This window comes from Campylobacter sp. JMF_08 NE1, assembly GCF_027737875.1.
GTDB lineage: Bacteria > Campylobacterota > Campylobacteria > Campylobacterales > Campylobacteraceae > Campylobacter_B.
In genome coordinates, this window is the sequence record NZ_JAOVUC010000002.1 from 76,882 (window position 1) to 89,843 (window position 12,962).

18 protein-coding genes are annotated in these 12,962 nt (G+C 41.3%); 8 read left to right on the forward strand and 10 right to left on the reverse strand.

What is annotated here, in order from left to right:
• Positions 1-446: 446 nt before the first annotated feature.
• The 9 genes from OFN91_RS02315 to aspS all read right to left on the reverse strand — a co-directional run bounded on the left by OFN91_RS02315 (position 447) and on the right by aspS (position 6,499).
• Positions 447-890, reverse strand: coding sequence for a hypothetical protein (locus tag OFN91_RS02315; protein WP_270873127.1), 444 nt, complete (start codon positions 888-890; stop codon positions 447-449).
• Positions 887-2,071: a replication-associated recombination protein A gene (locus tag OFN91_RS02320; RefSeq protein ID WP_270873128.1), complete on the reverse strand. Its 1,185-nt coding sequence runs from the start codon at positions 2,069-2,071 to the stop codon at positions 887-889. The genes OFN91_RS02315 and OFN91_RS02320 overlap by 4 nt, the downstream gene beginning before the upstream one ends.
• Before the next feature lie 93 nt (positions 2,072-2,164).
• Positions 2,165-2,338 (reverse strand): DUF1328 domain-containing protein, encoded by a 174-nt coding sequence (locus OFN91_RS02325; protein ID WP_442867994.1) that lies wholly within the window; start codon positions 2,336-2,338, stop codon positions 2,165-2,167.
• A 192-nt stretch (positions 2,339-2,530) separates the two neighbouring features.
• Positions 2,531-2,914, reverse strand: coding sequence for a YgiW/YdeI family stress tolerance OB fold protein (locus tag OFN91_RS02330; RefSeq protein ID WP_270862482.1), 384 nt, complete (start codon positions 2,912-2,914; stop codon positions 2,531-2,533).
• A gap of 60 nt (positions 2,915-2,974) precedes the next feature.
• Positions 2,975-3,397: a Sua5 YciO YrdC YwlC family protein gene (locus tag OFN91_RS02335; RefSeq protein WP_270873129.1), complete on the reverse strand. Its 423-nt coding sequence runs from the start codon at positions 3,395-3,397 to the stop codon at positions 2,975-2,977.
• 39 nt (positions 3,398-3,436) lie between these two features.
• On the reverse strand, positions 3,437-3,955 hold the full coding sequence (ppa, locus tag OFN91_RS02340; protein ID WP_270873130.1) for an inorganic diphosphatase: 519 nt from the start codon (positions 3,953-3,955) through the stop codon (positions 3,437-3,439).
• A gap of 29 nt (positions 3,956-3,984) precedes the next feature.
• Positions 3,985-4,149 (reverse strand): hypothetical protein, encoded by a 165-nt coding sequence (locus tag OFN91_RS02345; RefSeq protein ID WP_270873131.1) that lies wholly within the window; start codon positions 4,147-4,149, stop codon positions 3,985-3,987.
• Positions 4,150-4,172: 23 nt separating this feature from the next.
• A complete protein-coding gene (locus tag OFN91_RS02350; RefSeq protein WP_270858806.1) occupies positions 4,173-4,748 on the reverse strand; it encodes an adenylate kinase in 576 nt (191 codons plus the stop codon).
• The gene (aspS, locus tag OFN91_RS02355) at positions 4,745-6,499 is read right to left on the reverse strand and encodes an aspartate--tRNA ligase (RefSeq protein ID WP_270873132.1); all 1,755 of its coding nucleotides are present in this window, start codon (positions 6,497-6,499) and stop codon (positions 4,745-4,747) included. Before aspS ends, OFN91_RS02350 begins: the two co-directional genes overlap by 4 nt.
• A gap of 86 nt (positions 6,500-6,585) precedes the next feature.
• Here aspS and OFN91_RS02360 point away from each other — a divergent pair, with 86 nt between their 5' ends.
• From OFN91_RS02360 to OFN91_RS02390, 8 genes are all read left to right on the forward strand, one after another.
• Positions 6,586-7,467: an NAD(+) kinase gene (locus OFN91_RS02360; protein WP_270873133.1), complete on the forward strand. Its 882-nt coding sequence runs from the start codon at positions 6,586-6,588 to the stop codon at positions 7,465-7,467.
• Positions 7,461-8,981 carry an AAA family ATPase gene (locus tag OFN91_RS02365; RefSeq protein ID WP_270873134.1) on the forward strand — a complete coding sequence of 507 codons (1,521 nt, stop codon included), beginning with the start codon at positions 7,461-7,463 and terminating at the stop codon, positions 8,979-8,981. The genes OFN91_RS02360 and OFN91_RS02365 overlap by 7 nt, the downstream gene beginning before the upstream one ends.
• Positions 8,982-9,091: 110 nt before the next feature.
• Positions 9,092-9,883 carry a TatD family hydrolase gene (locus tag OFN91_RS02370; protein ID WP_270873135.1) on the forward strand — a complete coding sequence of 264 codons (792 nt, stop codon included), beginning with the start codon at positions 9,092-9,094 and terminating at the stop codon, positions 9,881-9,883.
• Positions 9,883-10,935 carry a lytic transglycosylase domain-containing protein gene (locus tag OFN91_RS02375; RefSeq protein WP_270866374.1) on the forward strand — a complete coding sequence of 351 codons (1,053 nt, stop codon included), beginning with the start codon at positions 9,883-9,885 and terminating at the stop codon, positions 10,933-10,935. Before OFN91_RS02370 ends, OFN91_RS02375 begins: the two co-directional genes overlap by 1 nt.
• 14 nt (positions 10,936-10,949) lie before the next feature.
• Positions 10,950-11,708, forward strand: coding sequence for a septal ring lytic transglycosylase RlpA family protein (locus OFN91_RS02380; protein WP_270858800.1), 759 nt, complete (start codon positions 10,950-10,952; stop codon positions 11,706-11,708).
• A 195-nt stretch (positions 11,709-11,903) separates the two neighbouring features.
• Positions 11,904-11,978 carry an IS1/IS1595 family N-terminal zinc-binding domain-containing protein gene (locus OFN91_RS08300; protein ID WP_442868049.1) on the forward strand — a complete coding sequence of 25 codons (75 nt, stop codon included), beginning with the start codon at positions 11,904-11,906 and terminating at the stop codon, positions 11,976-11,978.
• Positions 11,948-12,205, forward strand: a complete 258-nt coding sequence (locus OFN91_RS02385) for a hypothetical protein (protein ID WP_270873136.1) — start codon at positions 11,948-11,950, stop codon at positions 12,203-12,205. Before OFN91_RS08300 ends, OFN91_RS02385 begins: the two co-directional genes overlap by 31 nt.
• Before the next feature lie 40 nt (positions 12,206-12,245).
• Positions 12,246-12,509 carry a hypothetical protein gene (locus OFN91_RS02390; RefSeq protein ID WP_270873137.1) on the forward strand — a complete coding sequence of 88 codons (264 nt, stop codon included), beginning with the start codon at positions 12,246-12,248 and terminating at the stop codon, positions 12,507-12,509.
• Positions 12,510-12,524: 15 nt separating this feature from the next.
• On the opposite strand, the gene OFN91_RS02395 is transcribed toward OFN91_RS02390, so the two are convergent.
• Positions 12,525-12,947 carry a CRISPR-associated endonuclease Cas3'' gene (locus tag OFN91_RS02395; protein ID WP_270873138.1) on the reverse strand — a complete coding sequence of 141 codons (423 nt, stop codon included), beginning with the start codon at positions 12,945-12,947 and terminating at the stop codon, positions 12,525-12,527.
• Between the last annotated feature and the right edge of the window lie 15 nt (positions 12,948-12,962).

The following is a 12,962-nucleotide window of genomic DNA, read 5'->3' on the forward strand; positions in this document are numbered from 1 at the left end:
ATCTACGAGTTTAAAATTCAAAGTGCGTGTTTTTGTTGTCATTGCGAGCGTAGCGAAGCAATCCAGGGAAATTCAGATAAATTTTGATAAATTGAAATTCTCTCTAAATTTTACTGGATTGACTTCGCCTACGGCTCGTCCAAACCTGTCGTGCTTCGCACGCCACCGCTACGCTTGTTTTGCTTCGAAAACTTCGTTTTCTCGCAATGACATATTTTTTTGTCATTGCGAGCGAAGCAAAGCGACGAAGTGCTGTTTTTGTCATTGCGAGCTTTCGCAGAAAGCGAAGCAATCTACGAGTTTAAAATTCTTTGCGGTGAATTTGCAAAAATACTGACCTTAAATTTTTCACTCGTAGATTGCCACGGCGACTGCATCGCCTCGCAATGACAGATTTGGGCGAATAGTCGCGGTGGCGCAAAAGTGATAAAAAATGTGATTAAGGGTTAAAGGCAATTTTCCCATTCACATTTGCATTTATAAATATCAAATTTTAGGGTTTTAGACTCCTCTAAATCAAACCATAAAGATGAAAAAGTATAGCCGTTTAAAATTTTAACGAAATTTCCGCCTTTTTGATAAGCCCTTTTTCTTATTTCGCTTGAAATATATAAACTCCCAAATTTTATATAATCGTCATAGTCGAACATTTTATTAAAATCGTCAATCATAAAATTTAATAACTCTGAACTATTTATCGCCTCACCCCCCAAAAACTCGCAGTTGCCTTTTTTATTTAAAAAGCGGTCTTTATTTGGACCACTTACAAAAGATAAAATAATATGCTCTTTACTTGCTTTTGCATAATCGCCACTATGGATTTGTTTATCTACACAGCCCCAAAACAAAAGAGCCATTAAAATCAAAACCAAATTTCTCATAAAATTCAAATTTCACCCTTTATCTTTTTAAGCCACTCATCTAGCGTTTTTTCGAAGCCGATTTGTTTGCTATGGTAAAATTTCACTTTCGCGCTAGTGTATTCTTGCTCCACCCAGCCACCGAAATCATGCGGATAAAGGTAGTTTGCGATCTCTTTGTCCGAGTTTATCAAATGCCTTGGCGTAGGCAAAATTTCGCCCTCTCGCACGAATTTCAAAGCCTCGTTTATGGCGTTGTAAGCGGAGTTTGATTTGGGCGAGTGTGCCAAATACACCGCGCATTGTCCTAGTATTATGCGAGCTTCTGGGTAGCCGATTTTGCTGACTGCCAAAAGTGTATTAACCGCCATATTTAGGGCATTTGGATTGGCGTTGCCGATATCTTCGCTAGCTAGAATCACCATACGCCTAGCGATGAAATCAGCGCTCTCCCCAGCCTCGATTAGGCGCGCCACATAGTATAGGGCGGCGTCCGCGTCGCTTCCGCGCAGGCTTTTTATCATCGCGCTTGCTAGTTCGTAGTGCGTATCGTCCGAGCTTACCCCCTGTGCTACGGCACTCGCGCGCAGTGTTTTTAGAGTATCGAGAGAGATTTTACTATCAGCCAAAATCGCAAATTCGAGCAAATTTAAAAGACTTCGCCCGTCCCCTGCGCTAGTGTGTATGAGATACTCTCTGGCATCATCATCGCACGCGAAGCCCAGCTCGCCCTGCACCCGCTCAAAAAGCTCTCTCATTTCCTGCGCTCCCAAAAGCTCAAACTCGAAAATCATCGAGCGAGAGCGAATCCCAGAGCTTATGACAAACTGCGGATTTTCCGTGGTCGCGCCGATGATAATCGCTTCATAATTTTCCATTGGGATTAAGAGGACCTCTTGCTGGGTTTTGCTTAGGCGGTGGATTTCGTCGATGAAAATCAGCGGTTTGGCTAGCACACCAGAGTGCGTAGATAGGATTTTGCGGATATCTTCGACTTTTAGGCTCGTGGCGTCAAGCTCGTAAAAATCGTAGTTCAGCTCGCTTGCGAGCACGCGCGCCATAGTGGTTTTGCCACACCCTGCCGCGCCGAAAAATATACTATGCGGAATTTTGCCAGAAGCGATAAATTTTTTAAAAAGCTCCACGATTTTTTTTTGACCTAGAATTTCATTTAAGCTTTTGGGACGAAATTTTAGCGCTAGACTTTGCATGATTAACCTTTGAAATTTAATGCGTGATTGTAGCAAAGTAAGGATAAATTTTAAGTTACACGCCAAATTTACGAAGCGCAAAGGCTTCGTAAATTAGCGTTTGATGAGTTTGAAAATAAAAGAGATTGCAAAAAGCACAAGAAAGACAAAAAACAGGATTTTCGCAATCCCTGCGCTTGTGCCAGCGATCCCGCCAAAGCCGAAAATTCCAGCCACGATTGCGATGATTAGGAAGATTATGGCGTATCTTAGCATTTTAGCCTCCATTAAAAATTTCGCCAAAGCGATTGGGGAAATTTTAACTCTATTTGGTAATGAAATGATAAATTTTTGTGAAATTTTGACAAATTTAGGTAAATTTTAAAAAACGCTACCGCAAGCGAGGCAGTATTTCGGGCTTGTGGCAGCGTGGAATTTCAAGTAAATTTCGTAAAATTTTGCGCTAAATTTTACGCAAAATTATTTCACAGGCAAGACATCATCGACATCTATTTCTACGCCGACTAAATCCTTATCCACCTCGCCGACTATGCGGATTTTAGTATCTGGGCTCACGACTAGGCCGTTCCAGTCATCATCGTCGATATCGACGGTGATAGAGGCGCCACTTTTATCCACGAATAGATATTTATCGTCGTTATTTAGGCGTTTTTTGATATTTCCCACTAGGGTTACCTTCGTATCATCGCGCAAATCTTTCGCCTCTTTGACGCTAACTACGCGGTATGATTTGGCGCCGTATTCGACGAACTCGCCCTTGCTGCTGCCATCACCTCCGACAAAACCACCCTTTGCCAAGGCAAATGCGCAAACCGCGCTAAGGATTAGAAATTTTTTTACCATAATTCGCTCCTTTTAAGAAATTTTTTATGTGATTTTACAATATTTGAATTAAATCTAAATTTAACGAATTTTTTTAATTTTAAAATTTGAAATTTTATACATTTTCGAGGGGGCGCGCTCGCTAAATTTCTCATCTACGATGATATCTGCGATATCTCTGGCATACTCCTCGTCGAATTTCTCGCCGTGCAAATTCGCCGAGCTCGAATACATCGCGCCAAATTGACGCAAAAATTTCGCATGCTCACAGCCTTGCACATAGCGAAGTGAAATTTGATTTGGGTAGATGAAGGTCGATTTTTTCGCCCTTCGCACGAGATTTTTAAATTTTTCTGGCACGCGCGCTATGGTTTTTAGCTCGTTTAAATTCGCCGTAGTTAGCACGCATGGGGTGTTTTTGGGGCGCATTTTCGCGCGGTTAATCTGCGTAAAGTCCTTGCTTAAAAAACCGGCTGTGGTGTCTGTCTGGGCTAGGTAAATCATAGCGGAAGTGAAATTTCGCCCGAAATTTGGGCGAAATTTTTATTTGTAGTTTGTGATTGCGCGAGATAGGATTGCCTCAGCCTTGCTAGCGTCCTCGAAATCCTTGACCTTCACCCATTTGCCCGGCTCCAATGCTTTGTAAGTTTCAAAGAAATTTTTGATTCTATCAAGGGTGATTTTTGGCAAATCGCTTAGAGATTTGATATTGTCGTATCTAGGGTCGATTTTGCTAACCGGCACGGCTAGAAGTTTTTCGTCCATTCCGCTTTCATCTTCCATAACCAAAACGCCGATTAAGCGGCATGGGATAACTGAGCCTGCTTGAAGCGGGTATTCATTTAGCACCAAAATGTCGGCAGGATCGCCGTCATCTGCTAGTGTATTTGGCACGAAGCCGTAGTTTGCAGGGTAAAACATCGCCGAATACATAACGCGATCGACGCAAACTGCACCGCTTTCTTTGTCGATTTCATATTTTATGTTTGAGCCGTAAGGGATTTCGATTACAGCGTTGATTTTATCAGGGTTTGAACCTGCTTTGATTTTAGAAATATCCATTTTTTATCCTTTTTATTAAATTTGTAAATTTACCACGCACTTATAGAAAATCCCGTGAAAACTCCGCCACCACCGCTGTTTCCTGCTACGCTCACGGATTTTTTGGCTTCACAACCAGCGCAAAAAACCAAAACAGAGAAAACAGCGCAAATTCTAAGGCAAAATTTCAAGCCAAATTTGGGGCTAAATTTCACAAGAATTCCCTAAATTTCACTCATTAGCCGATGATTTTTTTCGCGATTATATCGTTGATATCTTCGACGATTTCTTCGATTGTGCGTTCGCCATCAACTGAGTAAAAAATCTCTTTTTTGCCGTAAAATTCGCGGATTGCGCCGATTGGTTCGTTGAAGACTTTCATGCGGTTATAAAAGACTTGCTCGTTATCATCAGCTCCCCTTGCACGACCCAAAACGCGCTCTTTGGCTGTGTTTTCGCTAACTGCAACTTCGATTACTGCGCTAAGCTCGATCTCATCATCGCTTTTTAAAACTTCGTCGAGTTTTGTCATTTGCTCCACGCTTCTTGGGTAGCCGTCGATGATGATAAAATCTTTTGGCGAGCTTTTAATCGCAGAAGTTATCGTGCCTACAACCACTTCAAGCGGGACTAAATTTCCAGCTGAGATAAAGCTGTCGATTGTTTTGCCTAGTTCGCTACCGCTTGCTACCTCTGCGCGAAGCAAATCGCCAGTAGAGTAGTGAGCGATACTCTCGTTGTTTTGCGCGATCAAGCTAGCGTCTGTGGTTTTGCCGCTGCCCGGTGCGCCGATGATTAAAAATAGATTTTTCATTTTTTATCCTTTAAATTTATTCTAAGTCCTAATTCTTGGAGCTGTTCACTACTAACCTCGCTTGGAGCCTTTGTCATAGGGCATTGCGCTCTTTGAGTTTTAGGGAAGGCGATGACATCTCTAATGCTACTTGATTTAGTTACTAACATCATAAGTCTGTCAAAACCAATCGCGATACCGCCGTGTGGTGGCGCACCAAAGCTAAGTGCGTCAAGCAAGAAACCAAATTTTTCTCTTTGCTCGTCTGGCTCGATTTTAAGCAGTTTGAAAACCTTTTCTTGGATATCAGCTTTGTGGATTCTGATACTTCCACCACCAAGTTCCACGCCATTTAGCACGACATCGTAAGCGATAGAGGTGATTTCTTCCATATCTGGCTCATCGACATTGTTTGGCATAGTAAATGGGTGGTGCATAGCCGAGTAGCTTCCGTCGTCGTTTTGCTCGAACATTGGGAAATTTACAACCCACAAAAATTCGAGTTTGTTCTCGTCGATAATGCCAAGCTCGTTTGCAAGGAAAAGTCTAAATCTACCCATATAATCAAGCACAATTTTTTTCTTTCCAGCGCCGAAAAATACGACATCGCCGACTTTTAGGTCACAGCGTTTGACTAGCTTGGCCACATCTGCTTCATCGAAAAATTTAACCAAAGGTCCTTTAAGGCCATCTTCTTTGACTTGGATAAATGCTAGACCTTGTGCGCCAAATTTACGCACATATTCTTCGAATCTTTGCATTTGGCGTTTGCTAAATTTCAAATCTCCACCCTCGACGACAAGGGCTTTTACGCGGTTTTTCTTAGTCTCTTTTGCGATATTAGCGAAAATTTCATTATTTGAACGCGCGAAAATATCAGCCACATCGATAAATGGCATACCAAAGCGAAGATCTGGTTTATCGCTACCGTAATTCTCCATAGCGTCTTTATACTCCATTACGCGAAATGGCGTAGGAATATCGTGTCCGCAAGAGGCAAAAATATCCTTCAAAAATGTCTCAGCGACCTTCATTACATCGTTTTGATCGCAAAAGCTCATCTCGACATCTATTTGGGTAAATTCTGGCTGACGATCTGCGCGCAAATCCTCATCGCGGAAGCATTTTGCCACTTGGAAATATCTATCAAATCCAGAGCACATTAAAAGCTGTTTGAAAAGCTGTGGGCTTTGCGGAAGCGCATAAAAGCTACCCGGATAAACGCGGCTAGGCACCAAATAATCCCTCGCACCCTCTGGCGTAGCGCGAGTTAGCACAGGGGTTTCAACCTCGACAAAACCAAGTCTATCAAGCGCATTTCGTGCCGCAATAGCCGCTTTTGAACGCATTGCAAAGCGCTCAAATTTATCGCTCGTCCTTAAATCCAAAAATCTGTATTTTAGGCGAATTTCCTCATTTACGCTCTCATCTCCGATGACAAATGGCAATGCACGGCTCGGATTTTCGATGATTAGCTCATCGACTACGATTTCAATCTCTCCGGTTTTTAAATTTGGATTTTCCAAACCCTCGCCTCTGGCGCGCACTTTTCCGTTTGCGCGCAAAACATATTCGTTTCTGACATCGTTTGCTATTTCGTAAGCACTTTTGCTATCTTTTGGATCGCATACTAGCTGTAAAAGTCCGCTTCTATCGCGCAAATCGATGAAAATAACGCCACCATGGTCGCGGTAAGAATTCACCCAACCACAAACGCTAACATTTTCGCCGATATTTGCTTTGCTTAGATCGGTGCAATAATGACTTCGCAATGTGTTCTCCTTAAAAAAAATAATTAAAACCAATGATTATAGTTAAATTTTGCTTTTACAAAGCTAATTTTTTATAAAATCGCGCCATGGAAAATTTAATCGCATTACAAAAAAATTTAAAATTTGTCGGAATCATCGCCAAAACAGAGGCGGGAATTTTGCCCATTATGGAGGAAATTTCTAAAATTTTGCGCTTGGGGGGCATTGAAATTTTATGCGAAAAAACCTGCGCGCAGTATTTTGGCAAAACTGGATTTAGCATAGATGAGATTTTATCTCGCACCAAAGTTTTAATCAGCCTTGGAGGGGACGGCACGCTAATCGGCATAGCTAGAAGCGTGCTAAAAAAAGGCGCATATATAATAGGTGTAAATGCTGGCACACTTGGCTTTCTAACAGACATTAAAAATAGCGAATTTAACGCATTTTGGCGCGAATTTATGACTGGGAAATTTAGGCTAGATAAACTGCCAGTTTTGAGCGTGAGCTTGGAGCGCAAAAACGGCGAGAAGCTCGAAATCAGCGCATTTAACGATATGGTTATCACACGCTCTCATATCTCGTCAATGGCGAAAATCGACGCGTTTTTGGACGATACGCACTTCAACACATACTATGGAGACGGCGTCATAATCAGCTCGCCAGCAGGCTCAACAGCGTATAATATGAGCGCAAACGGCGCGATAATCTACCCGCTTTGCGAAGTTTTCGCTATAACGCCGATTTGCTCACACAGCCTGACCCAACGCCCGCTAATTTTGCCAAAAAGATACAAACTAGGCTTCAAAAACAGCGGAAATTCCGAGCTTTGCGTAGTCATCGACGGACAAAATTTTTACAATATGGACGAATTCAAAAGCGTGGAAGTAAAAATTTCAAAACACAAATCCCAAATAATCCGCGCTAGCTCATACGATTATTTCGCGGTTTTGAAGGAAAAATTGCGCTGGGGACATGCTGGATGTTAGAGAGAGTGTATATCAAAAATCACCTTAGCTTCAACGAAATCGAGCTAAATTTCGCCCCAGGGCTTAGCGTATTTACCGGTGTGAGCGGTGCTGGAAAATCTGTGCTAATGAACGCGATTTTGGCTGTGTTTGGGCTAAGGGAAGCAGAAGCAAAGATCATAGAAGCCGACATTAGCCACGAATTTGGGCTTGATGAGTTTGGCATAGAAAACGAAACGCCGAATAATTTCCGCATTTTGCGGGATAAATCCGTGCGGTATTTCATAAACTCACAACTAATTTCAAAGAAAAATTTGACCAAAATCGCGGGCGAATATGTGAAATTTCTAGGCGCAAAAAATGCCGATGAAATAAACTCTGCCTCGCTTTTGGAGTTGCTTGATTTTATGATTTGCAAAAATGATAGCACTCATGGCGCAAATTTGGCGAATTTTAGGGCTAAATTTAGCGAATTTTTAAGAGTGCAAAAAGAGCTTAAAAAAATCGAAGAAGAAGAAAACAAAATCGAAGAACTTAAAGAATTTGCCAAATTTGAAATCGAAAAAATCGAGCAAATTTCGCCTAAAATCGGCGAATACGAAGAGCTTTTAGCAATCAAAAAAAAGCTTAGCAAAAAAGATAAAATCGAAGAACTTTGGGCGAGAGCCGAAGGGATTTTCGAATTTGAGCGAAGCGTGATAGAAGCGCTAAATCTAAGCGAAATGGATAGCGCGTTTTTCGAAGATAGCATGAACGAGCTGCGCGTAAAAATGGAAAGCTTAAACCTAGACGAACTAGATGAAATCGATATCGAGGCAGTGTTAAACAGACTAGAAGCGCTTTCAGGCTTAAACAAACGCTACGGCGACATTGCCGGCGCGCTTGACACGCTTGAAAGGCGCAAAATAGAGCTTGCGCACTACGAGCAAATCAGCTTTGAAAAAAGAGATTTAAGCGCGAAATTTGGCGCGCTAAATTTGGAAATTTCAAATTTAGCTACTCTTATCAGCGCGAAACGAAAAGCAAGTAAAAACGCGCTAGAAAGCCTGATAAATCGCTATTTGGGCGATTTGTATATGCCTAGCGTGAGGCTGGAATTTTTAGAGCAGAGCTTGGAAGCAAACGGCAGCGACGAAGTGCGCGTAATGCTAAATAATACCGAATTTAAAAATTTAAGCTCAGGCGAGACAAACCGCCTGCGCCTCGCCTTCATCGGGGCAAATTTGGAGATTACAAACCAGGGAAACGGGATTTTAATCCTTGACGAGATTGATTCGAATTTGAGCGGAAAAGAGGCGATGAGTATCGCAACCGTGCTAGAAAAAATCTCGAAATACTACCAAATTTTCGCTATCTCGCACCAGCCACAACTCAGCTCCAAAGCCCACTCGCACTTTTTAATCACCAAAAATGGCGAAATTTCGAGCGTAAAACTGCTAAATGAGAGCGAAAAAATCACAGAACTAGCCAGAATGATTAGCGGAGAGACGATAAGCAAGGAAGCATTAGAATTCGCCAAAAAGTTAAAAAATTAGCTAAATTTAAGCCAAAAATGAAACTAATTTGGTATATTTAATCTTTGTTTAATTTTAATTTGGCTATTTTGGCGTAAAATGTTTTGTTTATAAATTTTTAAGTGAGTTTTATGATTATTGATACACATTGCCATTTAGATGATAGTAGCTATTTTAGTGACCTTGACGCCGTAGTTCAAAGAGCAGGCGAGCACGATGTCGGCACTATCGTCATCCCTGGTGCTAGTATGTCGGATTTAGCGCGCGCTAGGGAGATTTCTCACACTTATACAAATGTATTCTTCGCCGTGGGCGTGCATCCTTATGAAATAGATGAATTTGACATTAATACGCTAAAAGAGTTCGCAAACGACTCAAAATGCGTGGGTGTGGGCGAGTGCGGTTTGGATTATTATCGCTTAAATGATCTTAGCGACGAGGAAAAATCTAGCGAAAAAGCACGCCAAAAAGAGATTTTTTTGGCACAAATTGAGCTTGCCAAAGAGCTAAATTTGCCACTAATCGTGCATATTAGAGATGCAAACGAAGATGCTTATCAAATTTTAAAAACTCACGCAAATGAGCTAAACGGCGGTGTTTTGCACTGCTACAATGCAAGCCCACTACTCGCAAATTTAAGCGAATTTGGATTTTATTTTGGAATCGGCGGTGTTTTGACATTTAAAAACGCAAAAAATTTAGTCGAAATTTTACCAAAACTTCCACTCGATAAAATCGTCGTCGAAACAGACGCGCCATATCTTACTCCGCACCCTCACAGAGGCGAGCGCAACGAGCCAGCCTTCACGAGCCTTGTCGTAGATAAGATAGCCGAAATTTTGGATAAAGATGTAGAATTGATTAAAAGTATCACTACGCAAAATGCTTACAGACTTTTTGCAAATCAAATTAAAGGAGATTAATGAGAGTCATTAAAATCATTTTTTTGATGCTAATTTTCGCAGGTTTTGCGCACGCTAGCCAGTCAAAAATTTCACGGGTAAATCACGACTACATTATGAACGAATTTGGCATAGAAAACAACCTTTCAAGCCAAAAAGTCGTTGCTGACATTTACCGCTCTATCGATTCTTCGGATAAAAAATTATTCAAAGACATCATCACTTCACAAGCTCACAATGCCTTTTTGGTAAAAACCGAAATCGAAAGCATTGAAGCGCCTGAGTTTTTACTCTACCTTGCTATGGTAGAATCTCACCTCAAAAACACCGTTACTTCGCACGCCAAAGCAGGCGGTATGTGGCAACTCATGCCTACAACTGCCAAAAATTTCGGCCTGCGCATAGATACACATGTAGATGAGCGTAGAGACCCCGCAGCCTCGACGGACGCTGCGTTTTCGTATATTTTGCATTTAAGACAAAATTTCGGCAAATGGTACACTGCCCTAATGGCGTATAATTGTGGCGAAGGCTGTATGAACAGAGCCATAAAAGCGGCTGGAAACGATGATTTAGGCACCTTACTTTCTAGCAATGCAGTGCCAAAAGAGACCAAAAATTTCATCAAGCGCATTATCAAATTCGCCTACATCGCCCAAAGCGATAGTATGCAAAAGGTGCTAAGATTCGAAAACGAGCCGTGGGCGCTAAAACGCATTGCCGTAGCCCCAGGCACGAAGCTAAGCGCGATCGCCAAACAAATCGGCATTTCGCAAACCCAAATGAATAGCTACAATGCACACATTACAAACGGCGTATCGCCTAGCAACGGCAAGTATTTTTTCTATATCCCAGAGAGCAAATATACAGAATTTGTCCTAAGCAGAGGCGATTTTCAGGCGTATGAACCAAACCTTATCAAAAATCGTCCAAAGCTAAGTTTTGCGAAATTTAAGCCTCAGCACGAGCATATAATCAAGGTCGAACAGATCGAAAAAACCGCTCCGACATTTGCCTCTAAAACTGACGAAAAAATCCGCACAGTCGCAATGGCGTTTGATCTCAAATTTTAAATTCGGAGTAAATTTTGCATTTTAAAAAATCAATAATTTTTAGCGCGCTTGTCGCGCTAATCTTTGCTGGGTGTTTTTCATCACACAGAAATTATCCGTCATCTAGTTCAGGCTCAAAAGCCCCTAAAATCGGCAAAAACTCGCCTGCAACCATGCGCCCTTACAAGATAAATGGCAAAACCTACTACCCCGAGCAGGTCAGTATCGGCGATACGCAAAGTGGCATTGCTAGCTGGTATGGACCGGGCTTTAACGGCAAAAAGACAAGCAATGGCGAAATTTACGATATGAACGCCATGACCGCCGCGCACAAAACCTACCCGATGAATACTATGGTCAAGGTAACCAACCGCGACACTGGCGCAACTGCAACCGTGCGCATAAACGACCGCGGGCCGTTTGTGAGCGGGCGCGTAATCGACCTTAGCAAAAGCGCAGCTAATAAAGTCGGTGTCTTCGCCAAAGGCACGGCTCCTGTGAAGCTCGAAGTCGTGGGATTTTATGGTCAAACTATCAAAAAAGGCGCACCAAATGCGACGATTGTGGGCGGAAATTTTATGGTGCAAATCGGAGCGTTTAGAAACCAATCTGGCGCAGCACGCTTCACGCGAGAAAACGACGCTCTGCACGGATATCCTAGCGTAATGCGCGAGTTCGACCTTGACGGCGCGCCGATTTATAGGGTATTTTTAAGCGGATTTAAAAGCGAGAGCGAGGCACGCGATTTCATCGCCAGCGGCTCACTTCAAAACGCATTTTTCGTGCGTGAGTAAAATTTATGGCTAAAATTTAGGCGAAATTTCGCCTAAATTTGATTAAAATTATCTAAATATCTAAAATTTTGGCTTAAACGACAAAATCTAGGATAAAAACTGCTACAATCTCCCTTGTAATCTATATTTGCAAGGGGTCATTTAAATGAGAGCAAAAAATCTTAAAAAAAATGCAAATTCTGTGCTAGCAAAAACATAGTAAAAAATGGTAAATCAAAAAATAAAAAACAGCTTTATAAATGCAAAGATTGCACAGACAATTCATACTAAAAGCAGATATATCAGAAGTCGTCTATAATGATTATATTGCAAATTTAAATCTAAAATATCTATCTAAATTTAATAATTTATCTTCACGCACAATTCAAAGAGCCTTTACTAGACTTAAAGCAAAGTCCCCGCAAAAGCTAAATTTGAATAACAAAGAGATAATTATCCTAGCTGATACTACCTACTATGGCAAAGGTCTTGACTCATATAACCTGCACCGAATTTAAAATACTTTTAAATGACTTTGGACTCGAATTTAAGAAGTTTTTGAACGAAAAAACCATAAGTGAAAACGGCAAATCTTTTTATACTCACAAACGGCTTAGAAGTGCCTATTTTAGCCTTAAAAGAAATCTTTCTTTACTTTTTACTTACGAGAATTTGGACCTTGTGCCAAATACAAATAATTCATTAGAGGCAAATTTTAATGATTTAAAGACAAAACTTAGAAATCACAGATGGTTAAATTTAGCTAACAAAAAGAAATTTATATCTTGGTATTTTTTTATAAAAAACAGTATCAAAAAATAGTCTAATTGATAAAAGTCATCCTAAATTTTGTCGTTTAGGCCAAAATTTATAAAAACTATAATCTTGCATTTTTCGCTTTAATCTAGCTTGAAGCGAGCTATCATCTGGCGTATCAATCACAAAGCCGCCATTTGGGATTCCGCCGTGATGACCTGCTATGGCGTATTGCGCTATCAAAGAGCCATATGGATTTTGTGCGTATTTTTCACGCGTACACTGCGCCCCACAAATCGAGTGCTCGACACGGATATTTTTGCCATTAATTTTTGCCTGAAAATCTTTTTGATATTTACCCAAATCATGCAAAAGCCCGCACAAATACGCTAGACTTTTAAAAGGGGTAGTAGCGAAATTTTCGCATAAGATTGCTGAGTTTTGACTATGCTCTTTTAGGGTTTGGATATCGCCGTTTTCTCTTTTGTGTGCTATAAAAACCACAATCACCCCCAAATT